This is a genomic window from Marinobacterium mangrovicola (assembly GCF_004339595.1).
GTDB classification, from domain to species: Bacteria; Pseudomonadota; Gammaproteobacteria; order Pseudomonadales; family Balneatricaceae; genus Marinobacterium_D; species Marinobacterium_D mangrovicola.
On sequence record NZ_SMFU01000011.1, the window covers coordinates 1 to 17,167 of the forward strand.

Here is a 17,167-nt window from a genome sequence, read left to right on the forward strand (position 1 = left end):
AACCGCCAGCGGCCACATCGTGCGAATGGTGGCATCAGTCCGCTGGCGGCGGAAGAAAAACTTAAAACCGTGTCCGGGATTAGTTGACCACTACATCGCAGCGTGAAAGAGAAACAAGGGAAAGGTTGTTTGAGCGAAGCGAGTTTCCTTTCCCGCTCTTTCAGGCGAGAAGCACAGGGAAATCGGCGCAGCCGATCAAGCAGCAGGGGCGGTTTGGGATTGCCAAGGGACTTGTCCGCACAAGTCCCTTGGCTCGCCAGCAGGCGAAACGGGAGTTAAGTAAACGCTGATAGGTCTTCGGCACGCGAAAAAATTAAACGAGTCACCTGGTTTAAAAAGCTTCCCATGAAGTAAGCGCAAGCTTACCCCTCAAGGTACCGACTCCGAATATGCCGAATAAAATACTCCGGATTAGTCGCCTCTCCAGTCGCCTGAGTCATCAGCTCCTCTGAGCTGAGAAACGACCCCTTGTTCCAGATCTTCTCACCCAGCCACTGACGCAGCAGCGTCACATCACCGCGCCCCAGGTGCGCATCCAGATCCTCCATATCCCGGTGCATGGCGGCAAACAGCTGTGCCGCGTTCAGGGCGCCTAGGGTGTAGGAGGGGAAATAGCCGAACGCACCGGACGGCCAATGAATATCCTGCAGGCAGCCATCCTTATAGTTGCCGCGGGTATCCAGGCCCAGGTAGTCTTGCATTTTCTCTGCCCAGGCGTCGGGGATATCCTCTGCTTCCATTTCGCCGTTGATCAGCTTGGATTCGATCTCGTAGCGAAGCACGATATGCATCGGGTAGGTGACCTCGTCCGCATCCACGCGGATAAAGCCGCGCTGCACATGGGTCATGGCGTGCCAGAACTCATCGTTATCCACCTCTTTCAACGCCGGGAAGTGGCGCTGGATCATCGGCGTCAGGTATCGGACAAAGGGCTGAGACAGCAGCAGCTGCTTTTCAAACAGCAGGCTCTGGCTTTCATGAATACTCATGCTGCGCGCCTCGCCCACGGGCAGGCCGTTCCAGGCTTCCGGCAGCCCCGCTTCGTAACTGGCGTGACCGGTTTCATGCACCGTGCCCATCAACGCATCGATAAAGCCATCTTCGTTGTAACGGGTGGTGATACGGTGATCACCGCGCACGCCGGTGCTGAACGGATGGCTGCTGATATCGAGCCGACCGTTGTTGAAGTCGAACCCCAGCAGTTTCATCACCTCGCGGCTTAGCTGCTCCTGCGAGGCGACCGGGTAGTGGCCGCTCAGATCCACGTGGGGCCGGCGGCGCTGGCGCTCGATAACCGCGTTGATCAGCTCCGGCAGCTCCGCTTTGAGACCATCAAATACCTTGCCGATGGATGTGCTGGTATCGCCGCTGGAATAGAGATCCAGCAGGGCATCGTAAGGGGTGTCAAAGGCGCCACCGGCAGCATCCATGCGGGCTTTGGCTTCCTGGCGCGACAGGTTGACCAGCTCCTTGAAGTTACCGAGGAAACCCTGCCAGTCATTCTTGCCACGCTGATCGCGCCAGGCGTGGGAGCAGCGGCTCGAGGCTAGCGACTGCGCCTGAACCAGGTCTGACGGCAGGCAGCTCGCCTGCAGCCACTGTCGATGCATCTCGCGCAGGCTCGCCTGTTCGTCGGCGCTGAGGGGCTGCTGCTGTGCTTCAGCGAACCAGTCGCCCAACTGCGGCGCCGTCAGCATCTCATGCTGCAGCTGATGCAGCTCCGCCATCGCCTGGGCGCGGCTCTCGGCCCCGCCCGGCGGCATCATCACCTCCTGATCCCAGCCGAGGAAGGTGCTGGCGTGGGCAAGCCGGTTCAGTCGGGTGAACTGGTCAACCAAAGCCTGGTAGTGATTCATTGTGGCTCCTTATCTGTAGCGCTGGGATCTGAGGGATAGCCTGGGTGAGCAAGCTTGCTAAAGATACTAGGTGAAGCCGGGCCGTTGAGCGACCGACCGCGAATAGCTGCAAGCTAAAATTGCCAGGTTTGAGTGCGGGATTATAGCGAACCGCCGGCCATTAAGCTGAATCGAGAGGAGTAGGGTTATTCAGTGGGGCTGTAAAAGGGGGAGAAAAGCGGAGGCTGATAGAGCCTCCGCTTTTTTATGCAGCAGGTTAGAGGGTCTGCTTGTAGATGCGGCCGGCCTTCATGATCAGGCTCAGTTCGCTTTCCGGACGGGTCAGTACCTTGATGTCGTCCAGCGGGTTGTGCTCCAGCACCAGCATATCGGCGCGGGCGCCTTCGATGATTTCACCGAAGTCACCGGTGTAGCCAAAGGCGTCGGCGGCGTTGCAGGTGGCAGCACGGATCAGGTCGTCGGCGGGAACAACGTCGGCACGCAGGTTAAACTCGTTAAGCTGGTGACGCTCCATCTGGCCCAAAAGGTCAGAGCCAAACAGCATTTTCACGCCGCTGCGCTGTGCCATCTCCAGGGCTTTACCGCCCGCTTCGAGCACGTCGAAGACCTTGTCCGCCATCGCTTTTGGCAGGCCGGCTTCCACGCCCTCTTTGGCCAGGGAATCGTAGATAACCAGCGTCGGTGTCAGGTAAGCATCGTGTTCGACGAACAGGCGGCAGCTTTCCTCATCCATCAGGTTGCCGTGTTCGATGGTTTTTACGCCACGGGGGATCAGGCGGTTGATAGCGCGTGCAGTGTAGGCGTGGGCCATGGTGTGGATGTTGGCGGCAGTGGCTTCCTGCACGATGGCGTCGATCTCTTCCAGTGAGAACTGGGTGCTGTCGATACGATCGGTCGGGGAGGATACGCCGCCGGAGGCCATGATCTTGATCTGGGTTGCGCCCTTGCGGATCTCGTCGCGGCAGGCACGACGCACTTCAGCAACGCCGTCGCAGACGCGGCCAAGGCCCGCGCAGCAGAAGCAGCCTTCAAAGGTGTGTTGGCCGGCAGAGCGCATATCGCCATGGCCGCCGGTCTGGGAGATCGCCTTGCCGCAGTAGAGAATACGTGGGCCAAGCATGGCGTCTTCGTCGACCGCCTGGGCCAGGCCGTAGTCGGCGCCACCAGCGTCACGCACGGTGGTGAAGCCGCGCATCAGCATGCTTTCCAGCATCGGGCCGGTTTTAGCGGTCACGTAGAACGGTGACATGGTGCCCAGCAGTGCAAAGTTCGGTGTGATTGCTGTCACGTGTACGTGGGAGTCACACAGACCCGGCATCAGGAAGCGGCCGCGCAGGTCGATCACCTGAGCGTCTTCAGACTGGATGGGGCTTGCGGATACCTGTGCGATGCGCCCGTCGCTGACCAGTACCTGCTGCTCGGCCAGAACTGTGCCGTTGCGGGAATCGATAATATTGGCGTTGGTAAAAAGTACGTTTTGCATTGTTAACCTCGATTAGCTGGGCGTTATTGCATCTGGGCGGGCAGATAGAGCGACAGCGCGGGGATGAGAATGATGAGGAGAAGGGCGATGATGTCCATCAGGATGAACCAGCTGACGCCTTTAAAGACCTCAGGAAGGGAAACGGTATTGCCTAGTGCGCCCTTGATCACATAGACGTTCAGACCGATAGGCGGTGTGACCAGGCCAACCTCCAGCAGCTTGACGACGATGATGCCGAACCAGACCAGGTTCATATCGGCACCCTGCACCAGCGGCAGAATCAGCGGCAGAGTCAGAAGCATCAGGCCGATGGAGTCGATGAACATGCCCAGCACCAGGTAGATCAGGGCTACTGCCAGCAGAATCCACCAGGTTTCGGTGCTGACACTGAGAATCAGGTCAGAGAAAGCGCCCGGTACGCCACTCAGGGCGAGGAAGCGGGTAAAGAACAGCGAGCCGATCAGGATGATAAAGATACTGGCGGTGCTGGAGGCGGTGTTGATGATCGCGTCTTTAACGGCAGCAAAGGTCAGCGTGCGGCGGCTGATGGCGATCAGAGCGGCGATACAGGTACCCACGGCACCTGCCTCGGTGGGCGAGAAGATGCCAAGGAAAATACCGCCCAGCACTGCACCGATCAGCAGTGGCAGCGGCCAGATCTCCTTGATGGCGTCGATCTTCTCCTGACTGCTGGCGCGCTCTGCGCTGTTACCCGCCAGTTCCGGGTTGCGTTTAACCCGCAGCATGATCATCAGGATATAGAGCCCCGCCGACATGATGCCAGGCAGAAAGCCCGCCATGAACAGCTGGCCCACGGACACCTGGGCGTAAACGCCGTACAGCACCAGCAGAACGCTGGGCGGAATCAGTGAGCCCAGGGTGCCGGACGCGGCGATGGTACCGGTGGCGAGACCGCGGTTGTAGTTGTGCTTGAGCATCTCCGGCACGGCGATACGTGACATGGCCGCGGAGGTGGCCACGCTGGAACCGGAAGCCGCTGCGAAGAAGGCCGAGGCGATGACGCTGGAGACCGCAAGACCACCGGGCAGGCGCGCCAGGAACAGACGCATGGCGGTAAACAGGCCCTGGGTCATGTTGGTGCTAGTGCACAGGTAGCCCATAAACAGGAACATGGGCGCCGCCGACAGTTCCCACTGGCCGGCGAAGTCAAAAGGTGTGGCCGAGACCATGCCCAGGGCGATGCCGAAGGTGGTCATCATGGCGATACCGACGATGGATACGAGGCCCAGCGCCACGCCGATAGGGACTCGCAGGGCGATAAGGCCCAGGGCAATGGCGATTCCCGCCATACCGATCTGAAGGTTTGTCATAGGTTGTCCTACTGAATTAGAGACTCGGAACGGTGCCGTAGGGCTGCTCCGGGTTCTTAAGTCATTGCACTTTTCTGTAGATCAGAGTTCGGCAGATCAAAGCTCGACAGATTAGAGTGCCTTGCGTTCGGCAATCGCCTTCACCATGTTGGCAAAGGTGGCGATGCAGGTCGCGAAAAAGCCCACCGGCAGAGCCCAGCGGCTGGGCCAGATATAAAAGGTGAAATTGGCCATGGCCGTTTCCTGACTCTCGGTGGCGCGCAGCGCATCCAGTGTGCTCTGGTAACCGAGCATGCCGAAGTAAGCGATCCCCAAGAGGCAGGCAAACACATACAGCGGAAGCTTCATCGCCTCGGGCAGTCGCTGCACCACAACATCGACGCTGATGTGCTCACGTTTGTATTCCACATAGGCCAGCGACAGGAAAATCGCACAAACCATGTAGTAGAAGGAGACCACTTCCAGGGTACCCTGAAAGGAGTTGCCGAAAATAAACCGCAACACCACATCCAGGGTGATATGCAGTGCCATCAGGGCTATGAAACAGCCGCTGACAAACAGGGTGGCTTTGGCTGCGAAGGACGCGCAGCGTTCGATGCCGTTGTAGAACATCGCTAGTTACTCCGTTTTACCGGTAACAGTCCGGTGTTGGCGAGGGATTTTCGCCAGAATTGCAGCACATCCTGAAACAGCTTCGGATCGTCACGCCAGATGCCCTGTGCCGCCATACCGCGCATCATGCAGAGCGTTGCGGTCAGTGCGACGCGGCTTTCGCTGGCGTTTTCAGCCTCTGCGGTCAGCTGTTCCCAGATCTGCTCCATCGATTCGTTATAGTGCGCGGCCAGGGGCGTCAGCACATCGCGAATCGCCTCGTCGGTACGTGCAGTGGTCAGATACTCCAGCGCGATCTTGAACAGGTCGCCGGCGAAGTGATCCCACATCGCCTGCAGGAAAGTATCGAGATCGGCCGTGCCTTCGTTGACCTCGGCGGCGATCTGTTGAACCAGGCTGATCTCTTCGCTCAGCACCTTTTCCAGTGCCGCGTGCATCAGGCTTTCCTTGGTCGGATAGTGATGCAACAGTGCGCCGCGAGAGACTCCAGCCTGTTTCGCCACGTCGACCGTGGAGGTTTCCCGTATCCCTTTCTGCAGTATGCAGTCGAGGGTAGCCTGCATGATCAGACCCTGGGTTTCGGCGGAGCGCTCGGACTGTGAGCGTTTTTTCAGCATGCTAATTCCTTACGACAGACGCCCCTTTACTGTTAAAGGGGCGTGGTTCCCATTACCGGATGCCGTAGTCGGCGGGCAGGGTGTCGTAAATCTCCTGCTTAGCCAGCTCGGCCAGAGCGTCTTCGTCTTCCCGGTCGATATCCTTCAGCAGATTTTCCCACTTTTCATAGGTCTGCAGGTAGTCGTCAATCAGCGCCTTGCCATCGGCAATGTCGTACTTCTCTTCAACCAGGGTGTAGATGCCATCCAGGGACTTCTGGCGGAAGTCATCGGCAGACTTTTTAAGGTCCGCTTCCGGTTCAAACACCTGGTTACCCTTGGTCTTGGCTTCTTCCAGCGCAGACTCAGAGGACTTGATGTACTGCACCGCCATGCGGGTCATCGCTTTTGCGGTGGCCTGCTTGAAGACATCACGCTGAGCGTCGGTAAGGCCGGTCCAGAAACCGGGGTTAAAGCCCCAATGCGGGCCGGACCAATACATGCCGGTGGGCAGCAGGGTTGTGTATTCGGCCACTTCGTACATGGAGCGGTCGATCAGGTCGTTGGCGGCGTTGGTGGCGCAGTCGAGAGAACCACGGTCCAGACCTGTGTACATTTCGCTGGAGGGTACGTTAACCGGAATCGCGCCGGCTTCTTCCAGCCACTGGGAAACGGTGGAGCCGGCGGCACGAATACGCTTACCCTGAATCTCTTCCAGGTTACGCACAGGTTCGCGGCAGAACAGGATGTAAGGCGGAGTTGCGTAAGAGCCCAGGTAAACCACGCCGGAGTTGTCCCACTCGGCCAGCTGAGTAGCGTTATGGGTACTGAAGTCGGTGACGGCCAGGATGGTGGTCAGCGGGTCGGAGAAGTTAAAGCCCAGTTCCTGAACCGCATTGGCAACGGGCAGGTCAGCAGGAGTGTAGATCGCTGCGTGGCTTGCCACCTGTACCACGTTATCGCGGATACCCTGGAGGTTTGCGCGCGGTGCCAGCAGCACGGTACCGGTGTAGACCTTCGGGTTCAGATCGCCATTGGAGAGCTCTTTGACCGTTTCAGCCCACTCTTCATAACCGTACTTGGACAGCGGGTGCTGCTGGTCGTAGAAGGAGTTCGCCAGAAAACTGGTAGAGGCGGATGCCGGCGTTACCAGAAACGGCGCAGAGACGGCGGCCAGGGCCGTAATGATGCTTTTCTTGTTCAGTTTCACGTGCTTCTCCCATCGATTCGATTTGTTGTGGAAGTGGGCGCTTAGTGCCAACAAAAATTTGTGGCCGCAACGGGAAAACGGCTTGGGTTAAAGCGACCCAAACCCCTTGTTGAGTTGATACTAGGTAAACAACAATAAAAAAACAATCATGACTGATTGTTTTATGAATGTGGCTAAAAGTATCAATTCGGTGGGAAAACAGCATTAACTTCTTAATTTATTGGTTTTTTACATGGGTCGGCATATTTTGCACTGGATTGGTGCTGGTTTATGGTGGTTATTCAGGTTTTGGTGCAATTTTATATAGCGTATAGCTATAGATATTTCTCGTACTGATAAATATTATTTGTCGCCAGGGTGCGTCAGGGTTGATCGCTCCCAGGTGTTCTCGGTCGATTACGAGCGCGCTTACAAATCTTTTACAAACTCCATACATCTGTCTGACCAACCGGGAAGCGGCTGCTCCTAGAGTGCAATCAACGCGGCTCACCTCAGCCTGTGTCTCAGGTCGTGCCGCAATGAGCACATAAAAAGGAGCAAGGTCATGAACAGAAATTTTAAGATTGGACGATGGATGATGCCGCTGCTGCTAATGCTGGCCTTCATCTCAACAACGTTGAGGGCTCAGGAGGTGGCGCTTGATCTGAGCCTGGCCACCCCGGTGATGGTGGCGGACCAGGTGCAAAAAGCGTTTATAAAAATCTCCCTTGATGGTTTTGAACTGCCGGGCGAGCGGCAGCGCACACCGGCCAACGTGGCGATCGTGCTGGACCGTTCCGGCTCCATGAGCGGGGAGAAAATAGCGCAGGCGCGAGAGGCGGCGATCATGGCGCTGGAGCGTCTGGATCAACGCGATATAGTGTCCATCGTCGCCTACGACAATGCCGTGGAGGTTGTTGTGCCGGCCACCAAACTGAGTGAGCCACAGCCAGTGTATCGTGCTATTCGCCGTATCCGCGCCGGCGGTAATACCGCGCTGTATGCCGGGGTCAGCCAGGGTGCCAGGGAGCTGCGCAAGTTTCTCGATCGCAACCGCGTCAACCGGGTGATTCTGCTCTCCGACGGTCTGGCTAACGTGGGGCCGCAGACACCCAGCGAACTGGGCCGCTTGGGGATGGAGCTGTCGCGCGAGGGGATCAGCGTTACCACAATAGGCCTGGGCCTGGGGTATAACGAGGATCTGATGACCCAGCTGGCGGGCATGAGCGATGGTAACCACGCCTTTGTCGAGAACGCCGCCGATCTGGCGAGAATCTTCCAGTACGAGTTCGGCGATGTGATGTCGGTGGTGGCTCAGGACCTAGTGATCGAGATTCAGTGCCTTAACGGCGTGCGTCCGCTGCGTCTGCTGGGGCGCGAAGGCGAGGTCAGTGGCGACCGTGTCAGCACCCGTTTGAATCAGCTCTACAGCGAGCAGGAGAAATACCTGGTGCTGGAGGTGGAGGTACCGGCGCAGCAGGCGGGTAAAGAGCTGGAACTGGCCAAGGTGCAGATCGATTACGCCAATCTGGCCACCCAGCGACAGAGCCGTTTGGATGGCAAGGTGCTTGCCAGCTTCACTACCTCTGAAGCGGAGGTTGAACAGGCGCTGGATAAACCGGCACTGGAATCCGCCGTTGAGCAGGTGGCCAACGAATACAGCCGCAAGGCGGTGGAACGCCGTGACCAGGGCGATGTGGCTGGCGCTCGCAGTCTGATGGAAGAGAGCGCAGCCTATCTGGGTGCCCAGGCGGAAGCGCTGGCGTCACCGGAACTGAAAGCTCAGGAGGAGGAAGCGCTGCAGGATGCTGATAAGCTATCGTCAGAACAGGACTGGAACCGTCAGCGCAAAGAGCTGCGTGAGAAACAGTATAAGCGCTCGAACCAGCAGTCCTATTAATCGCTGCTGAAAAGCTACCTGCGTTGCCGAATGCTGCTTCGGTAACGCTTTTGAGCAACCCTTACAGTCAATAATCCAAAGTCGGGAGTCAGATGAAACGCCGAGCCGCCATACTGTTGACCCTGCTGGTCGTGCTGCCGCTGCTGCTGCTGGGCTGGCTCGGTTTCAAGTTTCAGCAGAACGAGCAGGAGCTGGTGGGGCTGCAGTTGCAGAAGCTGATCGAGCAGCAGCTCGAGTCGGTGGATAACCAGCTGCAGACCCACTTTCAGCAGCTCGAAATTCTGCTTCAGCGTCAGGCCGACAGTCTCTACCGTCTGGCCGATCCCGACTATCCCAGCAACCGTTTGCGCAACTTTGTCTTCGGTTCCGGCCAGGTACAGCAGCTGTTCGTTCTGGACCAGAATGACCAGCGCCTGTTTCCACCGCTCGATACGCCGCTGAATGCTGGCGAACAGCGGCTGGTGGATGTGCTGGAGCCGCTCTGGAGCTCCCCCGGTCTGTTCCATCCCGGGCAGCCCGGTTCGCCTGTCTCCAATGAGGTAGCGCCGGCACAGATGGAGGAGCTAAGGGCCGCCCCAAGCCTGTCCAAATCGGCGGAGTACTTTGCCACCGGCCAGCTTGCCCAGCGCGCGCCGGCGGAGCTATCCGCGCCGATGAGTGACTACGCGGACAGCCAGGTCATGAAAAGCGCCGACAGTGCAAAGATCGAAATCGCAGATAGCGGTAAAAAGGAAAGCGCAGCAAACGATGGAGCCGACAGCGATAGCGCTGTCGCGGCGCAGCCCAGTGCCGAAGCTGAGGCCGAGATAGCATCCCGCGGTTCTTTCTCGAGCCGCCAATCAGCCGAGCAGCTAGCTGCAGCGCCGGAGCCCCAGCTGCGCTCCGATCTGGAAGGCAACGCTCTGTTGGAAAGCGCCGCTCAGCCTGAAGGAGAGAGCGCAAGCGGCGAAGAGAGCTCCGGCTGGATATCCTGGTACGTGGATTCCCGTCTGATGCACATCTTCTGGTGGCGCGATCCGGTGGGTCGCACCCTCGGCTTTGTCCTCGACCCCGGCCGTTTGCAGGCCGATCTGATCGCCCGTCTGCCGGACCAGCAGCAGGGCATTGAAGAGCTGGGCGATGCACAGATCCGCCTGCTCAATAGCCGTAACGAGAATATCTACAGCTGGGGCGATTACGCCGGTGATGGTCCCGCGCTGAGAAGCCTGGGCCTGAACCATCCGCTGGGAAGCTGGCGCCTTGAATACCATGGGCCTGGTCTGCAGCGTGCGACGCCTTCGCTCTGGCTGACACTGGCGGCGCCGTTGGTGCTGCTGGGGCTGGGGCTCACGGGGCTGGGTTACCTGCTCTATCGCGAACAGAAGCGCGAGTCGCTGCTGGCGCGGCAGCGGGTCAACTTCGTCAACCAGGTCTCCCATGAGCTGAAAACCCCGCTGACCAATGTGCGCCTCTATGCCGAGATGCTGGAGCAGCGCCTGGAGGGCGAAGCAGATCCCGCCACCGGACGCTACCTCGGCGTGATCACCGATGAGAGCCAGCGCCTGTCGCGGCTGATCGACAACGTGCTCAGTTTCTCGCGGCTGCAACGTCAGCAGCTCAAGCTGTCACCGCAACTGGCCGATCCGGATGAGCAGATCAGCCGGGTGCTGGGCACCTTTGCGCCCTTGCTGCGACAGCGCGGTATCGAGCCCTTGTTTGAACCGGGTATCGGTACCAGCCAACACTACGACAGCGCCGCGCTGGAGCAGATTCTCAACAACCTGCTGAGCAACTGCGAGAAATACGCCCCCGACAGCGGTGAGCTGAAACTCAGCTCCTGGATGGAAGGCTCGATGCTCTCTATTCAGGTGCAGGACAACGGCCCCGGCATCGAGGACAGCGAGCGGGAGAGGGTTTTCGATCCGTTCTACCGCAGCAGCAGCCGTTTGACCGATGGCGTTTCCGGCACCGGTATTGGCCTGGGGCTGGCGCGGGATCTGGCGCGTGCCCATGGCGGCGAGCTGAGCCTGGAGCGCTGTGAAAAAGGCGCCTGTTTTACGATTCGACTGGAGACCGGACGATGAAAGTGCTGATCGCCGAAGATGATCTCAACATCCGGCTGGGGTTGTGTGATCTGCTGGAAGCAGAGGGTTACGACTGTATAGAAGCGGCCGACGGCGAGCAGGCCTGGACGCTCTACAGCGAGCGTATTGCCGGGCAGCCGGAGCCGGCACTGGTGCTGCTCGATATCATGATGCCGAAGCTGGATGGCTACAGCGTCTGCAAACGGATCCGCCAGCAGGATCAGCAGATTCCGGTGATCTTTATCACCGCCAAGTCGGAAGAGATCGACCAAGTGCTGGGGCTTGAGCTCGGCGCCGATGACTACATCAAAAAGCCGTTTGGCAGCCGTGAGGTGATCGCCCGCATCCATGCAGTGACCCGCCGCTCTCTGGCGGCGGCTCAGCCGGAACCGGATAATGAAAGCTTCGAGATGGCGGACCTGAGCGTTTTCCCGGCGCAACTGCGGGCAGAGCGGGGCGGTGTAAAAATCGATCTGAGCCTGCGCGACATGCAGATTCTGCAACTGCTGCACAGCAACAGGGGCAGGGTGCTGAGTCGCGATGAACTGTTCGACCGCTGCTGGGGGCGGCGTTACCTGCCCAACAGCCGCACCCTGGATCAGCATATCTCCAAGCTGCGCAAGGCGGTGGAGCGCGACGTGCAGACACCGGAGATTATCGTCACCGTGCATGGTGTCGGTTACCGCTACGACGGTTAATACCGCTGGCTTGAGCATTAGGAAGGACCAGGGGAAATAAGGAGTGGTGCCCGCCCGGTTATTCGGGCACCTGTGAAGGTGAGCGCTTCAAGAGCCATCAGTGTGTGGAGTCGCGGGTGAGGCGCCGCGACAAAAATGGTACTTGCTCAACCTCCACTGAGACCACCTGAGCCGGACGACTGGAAGGGGAGGCAGTCGAATGGGGTCTCTGGGGAGTTGTTACTGCTTAATTTATAACCTCTTAATTTGGGACCACTCAGGCCGGCGTGTGTTCCACCTCCTTTGCATCATTTGCTTCACGACGTTTGTGGCCGTCGCGCAGGTGGGAAATACCCTCGCCGCTGAGGCTCATGCCCTCCAGTGCGAACGCCTTGCCGAAGCCTTTTACATAGCGTCCGCGCCTTGGTGTCAGGCGGAACAGTTTGAAGTCGGTGAGCTTGCTCAGGCCTTCGATACGCGGCCCGAGACGATCGGCGAGATACCCGACTCCGGTGTGCCAGGCTTCGCTTTCGGTTTCGATCATCTCCGATTGCACCATGTAGCTGACACGACGGCGGGCGAACAGCTCTTCGGCACTGTCTTCGTCCTCGATAATCAGTAAAGACGCAACCCTGTTGTTCTGCAGGTTAACGGCGTGGATGGCGATTTCGCTAAGCAGCAGATAAATCTGCCCATCCACGCAGGTAAACGGTGCGTACGAGGCATAGGGCTCTCCATCCGGCGTCAGGGTCGAAAGCATCAGGCTGCGGCGGCTGTTGATAAACGCCAGTACCTCGGCGGCGACTTTCTCGCCATGGTTGTTCAGAGTCATGATGCAAGTCCTGCGATGTTAGCGTTCAGAGGCTGTGCCTCGTTGGCCAAGGCGTCTTCCTTGACCTGTTGAAACGCCGTGATCTGATCCGAGAACAGGCTGCCGTACTCGTCGCGGCCGAGAAAAACCTTGAAAATCACCTCGCCCGCGGCATCGCAGAAGACAAAGGCGTAGCTTTCGCGACCGCCGCGCAGGCTCTCCTGAAAGCGGATCTCGCTGACCAGGTTCAACGCTAGATGGCCCTGAAAGCCAGCACCCTCTGGCACCAGATTGAAGTAGCCATGGCCCAGCTGCCCCTTGGGGAAGGGGCCTTTGAACTCGAACACCGAGCCGCCGTGCTGCACGATGGTCATCAGCTCACCCCATTCGGTGAGCGCTTCCAGCAACCCCTGCGCCCGATCACCGGGCAGCACCGCGACTTTTCCTGTCGGTGCTAGCTCTGTCACAGCAAGTTCTGTCATGGCAAGACTCCTCAGAATCGATAGGTGGTGGACAGAATCACTTCGCGACCGGCCTCATCCAGGCTCTCCCAGGCGCGGCGGTAATCCCGGTCCGTCAGGTTGTTTACGGTAAGGTCGAACGACAGCCCCGGCATCTGCTGCGGCGACCAGCTGGCGTAGAGGTCTGTCAGGGTATAGCCGTCGTAGGCGCTGCCATCACTTTCGGCGTAATCGGTATGGTTCTGCTGGCGGGCGTGCTGAACGCGCATGCCGGTGAGCAGCTGATCGCTCCAGAAGCGGTAGCTCAGATCCGCCTTCAGCGTATCCGCCGGAATATTGGTCAGATCGTCACCGGTTTCTCGGTCTTCGCCGCGGGTCATGCCGTAGCCCAGCTCCAGCTTCAGGCCGTTAAGGCGGTAGGCGGTGCTCAGCTCGAAGCCGCGCAGCCGTGCCTTGTCCACGTTGGTCCAGGTGGTGTAACCGGCATCCATCACCGGGGCGAAGCTCGGGTTGGTGACGATCTGTTCGATAAAGTTATCCACCCGGTTCTCGAACAGGGAGAACTGCACGCTCAGCTCGTCATTGCCGATCAAGTTGTTCCAGTGACCGTTGGCGATAATCTCGGTGTTGGCGGCTTCCTCGGCATCCAGGTCCGGGTTGGAGATAAAGTTGTTACAGAAGCCGGGGAACAGGCAGAAGTGAGTGCCGGTGGTGTACAGCTCCTCGACGCTGGGTGCGCGGAAGGCGCGTTCATGACGCAGCGACAGGTTACCCCAGGTAACCGGTGACCAGGTCAGCGTGGCTGCCGGTGAAAAGGCGCTGTCGGAGCGGTCATCCATGCCATCCGCATCGGTGGCAAAGCGGTCAAAGCGGCCACCGAACTCGGCGGACCAGTCGTTACTCAGTGCCACCCGCGCCTGCATAAAGGCGCCGATATTATCGGTTTCGCCGTCTGGCGGGGCGGGGCGGTTTGCGCCGCTGCGATGGCCGACAAAGTCTTCGTGGTAGCCGTCGATACCGTAGAGCAGACGCCAGTTATCCAGATCCGACTGGTTACTGAAGTTGAAGCCGTAGGACTCAAGCTCGGTGCTGTCGGCGCGGTCGTCGCTGATACGGGTTTCATCCATATCCACTTCGCTGCGCCAGAGTGTCAGGTTGGCGTTAAGCAGTGGCGATGCGGTATCCAGGTTGTAACCCAGGCGGTAGTTGCGGGTGCGGGTGTCGCGGTCGATCATAAAGTTGCTGCCGCCCACCGGCGCGGCACCGTTGGACGGAACGGAGCCATCGCCATTGGCCTCCAGGTAGCTCAACTCCAGCGACTGGTCCGCATCGATCTGCCACTGCAGCTTGGCCAGGCCGCCGTTATCCTTGATCGCCGAGCCTTCCAGGTCGCTGCCGTCGCCCTGTTCGATATTGTTGCTGTCGCGATAGAAGCCGCCCAGCAGCCAGCTCACCGAATCCGCACGGCCGGCGATGGCGCCCACCGATGACTGCATATCGTTATTGGCGTTATGGCCGGTTTTCACCAGGCCGCCAAAGCTGGCGTCCCCTTCAAGCAGATCTTCCGGCGTCAGCGTTTCCTGGGCGATCACACCGCCGATAGCGCCGGAACCCCAGAGCGAGCTGGCCGGCCCCTTGATCACTTCGATGCGGCTGATCAGCTGCGGCGGCAGCAGGTAATCCGGGCGGTGGCCGGATTGGAAGTCCTGACGCACGCCATCCAGCGTCTGCAGCACGCGAGGACCAGAAAGACCGCGGATATTCACCGTTTGGCCATTGGCGCGGGGGCCGCCCTGAATACTCACGTTGGGCGAGGTGGCGACCGCCTCGGGCACCGACTGCGGCTGCTGCTGGTCGAGGTCGTCCTGTTCAATCACTGATACGGAACGACCGCTCTCGCTCACCGTTTCATCGCTACGGGTGGCGTTGATTCTGATCTCGCCCAGGTTGAACTGTTGTTCCGCCGCCAGGCTTGCGCTCGAGATCGCGCAGAGGGCCGTGCCTATCGCCAGTGCCAGTCCGCAGCGGCCGGCAAGCTGTTTGTTTGCAAACCGATTACGGGTTTTGGCGTTGTTATCCGGTGTATCAGTAATTCCGTTTAGATCTACCTGTTGCTGCATGTCCCATCTCGCGTTCGAAGCCGTTGTCATATTCTCCTATTACAAAAGCATGTAATTATTGCTAATGCAAATCGTTATCATTAATATTTATAAAAGTTGAGCGGCGTAGTGGGGGCATGAAGCCAGCGCGACGCTCGTCAGGAAGTACAACCTTCGATACACAAAGCCTGCGATACAAAGGAAATAGCGATGCTTTTGTCAGTGAGAATAGTGGTGATCGGTCTGGTTCTGATGTCGGCGATGCTGCTGGCGCCCGGAAGCTACGCGGAAGGCCTGCCAGGCAGCCAACGCATAGTGAGCACCGATGGCGCGACCACCGAGATTCTGCTGGCGTTGGGGATGCAGGATGAGCTGGTCGCGGTGGATGTCACCAGCGTCCTGCCGGGCACCCTGGCCGATCTTCCCAGTGTCGGTTATCACCGCACACTGTCGGCGGAAGGGGTGATGAGCATGGATCCGGATCTCGTTGTAGGTAGCGAACATATGGGGCCGCCACCGGTGATCGCCCAGCTGGAAGCCGCCGGCGTCAGCGTGGTGCGTCAGCCTTCTGCACACAGTATTGACGGTCTCAAGGCTAATATCGAACAGCTGGCCGCCAGTCTGGCCGACGGCGCCGACAGTAGCTCACTGCTTGGGGAAATCGATGAACAGCAGCAGAAACTGCAGCGGCAAAGCCTGAAAGGGATGCGGGCGATTTTTCTGCTGACTGCCGAAAACCGCCTGCGTTTGTCCGGCCAGGGGACTGCCGGTGACGCGCTGCTTAAACTGACCGGCGCCACAAACCCTGCCGACTTCGATAATTACCGTTCGGTCACGGCGGAAACCCTGCTCTCCTATGAACCGGAACTGATCATCGTCGCCGCTGAGGGGGAAGCTGGTACGGCTGAGAAACTGCTCAGCGAACAGCCGCTGCTGAGCCATACACCGGCGGCGCAGAATAACCGCATCATCGCCGTGGATGGCCGCACATTGGTGGCCGGTATCGGCCCCGGTGCGGTGCGTGAGGCGCTGCGCGTGGTCGAGCAGTTGCAGGACAACTGAGATGCGGATTCCCGCGTTTCGGGTTGCGCTGGCGCTGATCGGCGCGCTTGCTATCAGCCTGGTGCTGTCGATCGCCACCGGCCCGCTGGCGCTGCCCGGCTCGCAAAGCCTGCTGGCACTTATCGATCATCTGTTCGACTCGCAGCTGGCGCAACTGCAGGAATATCAGCGCGCCGTCATTGTGGATATGCGCCTGCCGCGCACCCTGCTGGCGGTGCTGACCGGCGCGCTGCTGGCCCAGTGCGGCGCGGTGATGCAGGGGCTGTTTCGCAACCCGCTGGCGGACCCCGGCATTATCGGTGTGTCATCCGGTGCTGCGGTGGGCGCGGTGCTGGCAATCGTCGCCGCACCTGCGGCCTGGGTGGCCTGGGCTACACCGGTGGCGGCGTTTTCCACCGGTCTTCTGACCACGCTGGCGGTCTACGCATTGGCGCGCACAGCCAACGGTACCTCGGTCACCATACTGTTGCTGGCCGGTGTCGCGCTGGCGGCGTTCGCCGGTTCCGCCATCGGCCTGATGAGTTACTTTGCCAGTGATCAGGATCTGCGCTCGCTCAGTCTGTGGCAAATGGGTTCTCTGACCTCAGCCTCCAGTCAGGGGTTGTTACTGTCACTGGCGGCCCTGGTTCTTACCTCCATCCAGTTTCAACGTCGCGCCGCTGCGCTGAATGCGCTGCTGCTGGGCGAGGCGGAAGCACGTCACCTGGGCATCCAGGTGGAAAGGCTCAAGCTTGAACTGATTCTGCTCACCGCCGTGGCAGTAGGTATCGCCGTGGCCAACACCGGGGTGATCGGCTTTGTCGGTTTGGTGGTGCCACATATCGTGCGCATGCTGGTGGGCCCGGATCACAAACTCCTGCTGCCGCTATCTGCAGTGTGCGGCGCATTGATGCTGTTGCTGGCGGATACGCTGGCACGAGTGCTGGTGCCGCCCGCGGAGATACCGGTGGGGATCATCACCGCGTTGATCGGCGCTCCCTTCTTTCTTTTCCTGCTAATTAAACAGCGTAGGCTGGGGAAGCTTTAA

14 protein-coding genes are annotated in these 17,167 nt (G+C 59.3%); 5 read left to right on the forward strand and 9 right to left on the reverse strand.

Features of this window, described 5'->3' with window-relative positions:
- Positions 1-362 precede the first annotated feature (362 nt).
- The 6 genes from CLV83_RS17085 to CLV83_RS17110 form a co-directional block, all read right to left on the reverse strand.
- Positions 363-1,856 carry a carboxypeptidase M32 gene (locus CLV83_RS17085; protein ID WP_132295297.1) on the reverse strand — a complete coding sequence of 498 codons (1,494 nt, stop codon included), beginning with the start codon at positions 1,854-1,856 and terminating at the stop codon, positions 363-365.
- Between the two features lie 256 nt (positions 1,857-2,112).
- The gene (locus CLV83_RS17090; RefSeq protein ID WP_132295300.1) at positions 2,113-3,339 is read right to left on the reverse strand and encodes a metal-dependent hydrolase family protein; all 1,227 of its coding nucleotides are present in this window, start codon (positions 3,337-3,339) and stop codon (positions 2,113-2,115) included.
- 23 nt (positions 3,340-3,362) lie between these two features.
- Positions 3,363-4,670, reverse strand: a complete 1,308-nt coding sequence (locus CLV83_RS17095; protein ID WP_132295303.1) for a TRAP transporter large permease — start codon at positions 4,668-4,670, stop codon at positions 3,363-3,365.
- A gap of 111 nt (positions 4,671-4,781) precedes the next feature.
- Positions 4,782-5,282, reverse strand: coding sequence for a TRAP transporter small permease (locus tag CLV83_RS17100; RefSeq protein ID WP_132295306.1), 501 nt, complete (start codon positions 5,280-5,282; stop codon positions 4,782-4,784).
- Positions 5,283-5,284: 2 nt separating this feature from the next.
- Positions 5,285-5,899 carry a TetR/AcrR family transcriptional regulator gene (locus CLV83_RS17105; RefSeq protein WP_132295309.1) on the reverse strand — a complete coding sequence of 205 codons (615 nt, stop codon included), beginning with the start codon at positions 5,897-5,899 and terminating at the stop codon, positions 5,285-5,287.
- Between the two features lie 52 nt (positions 5,900-5,951).
- Positions 5,952-7,088, reverse strand: coding sequence for a C4-dicarboxylate TRAP transporter substrate-binding protein (locus CLV83_RS17110; RefSeq protein WP_132295312.1), 1,137 nt, complete (start codon positions 7,086-7,088; stop codon positions 5,952-5,954).
- A gap of 544 nt (positions 7,089-7,632) precedes the next feature.
- Here CLV83_RS17110 and CLV83_RS17115 point away from each other — a divergent pair.
- The 3 genes from CLV83_RS17115 (at position 7,633) to CLV83_RS17125 (ending at position 11,728) form a co-directional block, all read left to right on the forward strand.
- Complete coding sequence (locus tag CLV83_RS17115) at positions 7,633-8,967, forward strand: VWA domain-containing protein (RefSeq protein WP_243642425.1); 1,335 nt, start codon at positions 7,633-7,635, stop codon at positions 8,965-8,967.
- 92 nt (positions 8,968-9,059) lie between these two features.
- Positions 9,060-11,030 carry an ATP-binding protein gene (locus tag CLV83_RS17120; RefSeq protein ID WP_243642426.1) on the forward strand — a complete coding sequence of 657 codons (1,971 nt, stop codon included), beginning with the start codon at positions 9,060-9,062 and terminating at the stop codon, positions 11,028-11,030.
- Positions 11,027-11,728 carry a response regulator transcription factor gene (locus tag CLV83_RS17125; protein ID WP_132295315.1) on the forward strand — a complete coding sequence of 234 codons (702 nt, stop codon included), beginning with the start codon at positions 11,027-11,029 and terminating at the stop codon, positions 11,726-11,728. The genes CLV83_RS17120 and CLV83_RS17125 overlap by 4 nt, the downstream gene beginning before the upstream one ends.
- A gap of 256 nt (positions 11,729-11,984) precedes the next feature.
- On the opposite strand, the gene CLV83_RS17130 is transcribed toward CLV83_RS17125, so the two are convergent.
- The 3 genes from CLV83_RS17130 to CLV83_RS17140 are packed head-to-tail and all read right to left on the reverse strand — an operon-like array spanning position 11,985 to position 15,099.
- On the reverse strand, positions 11,985-12,539 hold the full coding sequence (locus CLV83_RS17130; protein WP_132295318.1) for a HugZ family pyridoxamine 5'-phosphate oxidase: 555 nt from the start codon (positions 12,537-12,539) through the stop codon (positions 11,985-11,987).
- Complete coding sequence (gene hutX, locus CLV83_RS17135) at positions 12,536-13,000, reverse strand: heme utilization cystosolic carrier protein HutX (protein WP_132295321.1); 465 nt, start codon at positions 12,998-13,000, stop codon at positions 12,536-12,538. Before hutX ends, CLV83_RS17130 begins: the two co-directional genes overlap by 4 nt.
- A gap of 11 nt (positions 13,001-13,011) precedes the next feature.
- Positions 13,012-15,099 (reverse strand): TonB-dependent hemoglobin/transferrin/lactoferrin family receptor, encoded by a 2,088-nt coding sequence (locus CLV83_RS17140; RefSeq protein WP_132295324.1) that lies wholly within the window; start codon positions 15,097-15,099, stop codon positions 13,012-13,014.
- Between the two features lie 189 nt (positions 15,100-15,288).
- Between CLV83_RS17140 and CLV83_RS17145 the strand changes: the two genes are divergently transcribed.
- Together CLV83_RS17145 and CLV83_RS17150 are read left to right on the forward strand one after the other, a co-directional pair.
- The gene (locus CLV83_RS17145; protein WP_132295326.1) at positions 15,289-16,140 is read left to right on the forward strand and encodes a heme/hemin ABC transporter substrate-binding protein; all 852 of its coding nucleotides are present in this window, start codon (positions 15,289-15,291) and stop codon (positions 16,138-16,140) included.
- Between the two features lies 1 nt (position 16,141).
- Positions 16,142-17,167 carry a FecCD family ABC transporter permease gene (locus CLV83_RS17150; RefSeq protein ID WP_132295329.1) on the forward strand — a complete coding sequence of 342 codons (1,026 nt, stop codon included), beginning with the start codon at positions 16,142-16,144 and terminating at the stop codon, positions 17,165-17,167.

Bases quoted from the DNA above. Each gene is read 5' to 3' on its own strand.
- CLV83_RS17085 (WP_132295297.1), bottom strand. From the start codon at position 1,856: ATGAATCACTACCAGGCTTTGGTTGACCAGTTCACCCGACTGAACCGG.
- CLV83_RS17090 (WP_132295300.1), bottom strand. From the start codon at position 3,339: ATGCAAAACGTACTTTTTACCAACGCCAATATTATCGATTCCCGCAAC.
- CLV83_RS17095 (WP_132295303.1), bottom strand. From the start codon at position 4,670: ATGACAAACCTTCAGATCGGTATGGCGGGAATCGCCATTGCCCTGGGC.
- CLV83_RS17100 (WP_132295306.1), bottom strand. From the start codon at position 5,282: ATGTTCTACAACGGCATCGAACGCTGCGCGTCCTTCGCAGCCAAAGCC.
- CLV83_RS17105 (WP_132295309.1), bottom strand. From the start codon at position 5,899: ATGCTGAAAAAACGCTCACAGTCCGAGCGCTCCGCCGAAACCCAGGGT.
- CLV83_RS17115 (WP_243642425.1), top strand. From the start codon at position 7,633: ATGAACAGAAATTTTAAGATTGGACGATGGATGATGCCGCTGCTGCTA.
- CLV83_RS17120 (WP_243642426.1), top strand. From the start codon at position 9,060: ATGAAACGCCGAGCCGCCATACTGTTGACCCTGCTGGTCGTGCTGCCG.
- CLV83_RS17125 (WP_132295315.1), top strand. From the start codon at position 11,027: ATGAAAGTGCTGATCGCCGAAGATGATCTCAACATCCGGCTGGGGTTG.
- CLV83_RS17130 (WP_132295318.1), bottom strand. From the start codon at position 12,539: ATGACTCTGAACAACCATGGCGAGAAAGTCGCCGCCGAGGTACTGGCG.
- hutX (WP_132295321.1), bottom strand. From the start codon at position 13,000: ATGACAGAACTTGCTGTGACAGAGCTAGCACCGACAGGAAAAGTCGCG.
- CLV83_RS17140 (WP_132295324.1), bottom strand. From the start codon at position 15,099: ATGCAGCAACAGGTAGATCTAAACGGAATTACTGATACACCGGATAAC.
- CLV83_RS17145 (WP_132295326.1), top strand. From the start codon at position 15,289: ATGCTTTTGTCAGTGAGAATAGTGGTGATCGGTCTGGTTCTGATGTCG.
- CLV83_RS17150 (WP_132295329.1), top strand. From the start codon at position 16,142: ATGCGGATTCCCGCGTTTCGGGTTGCGCTGGCGCTGATCGGCGCGCTT.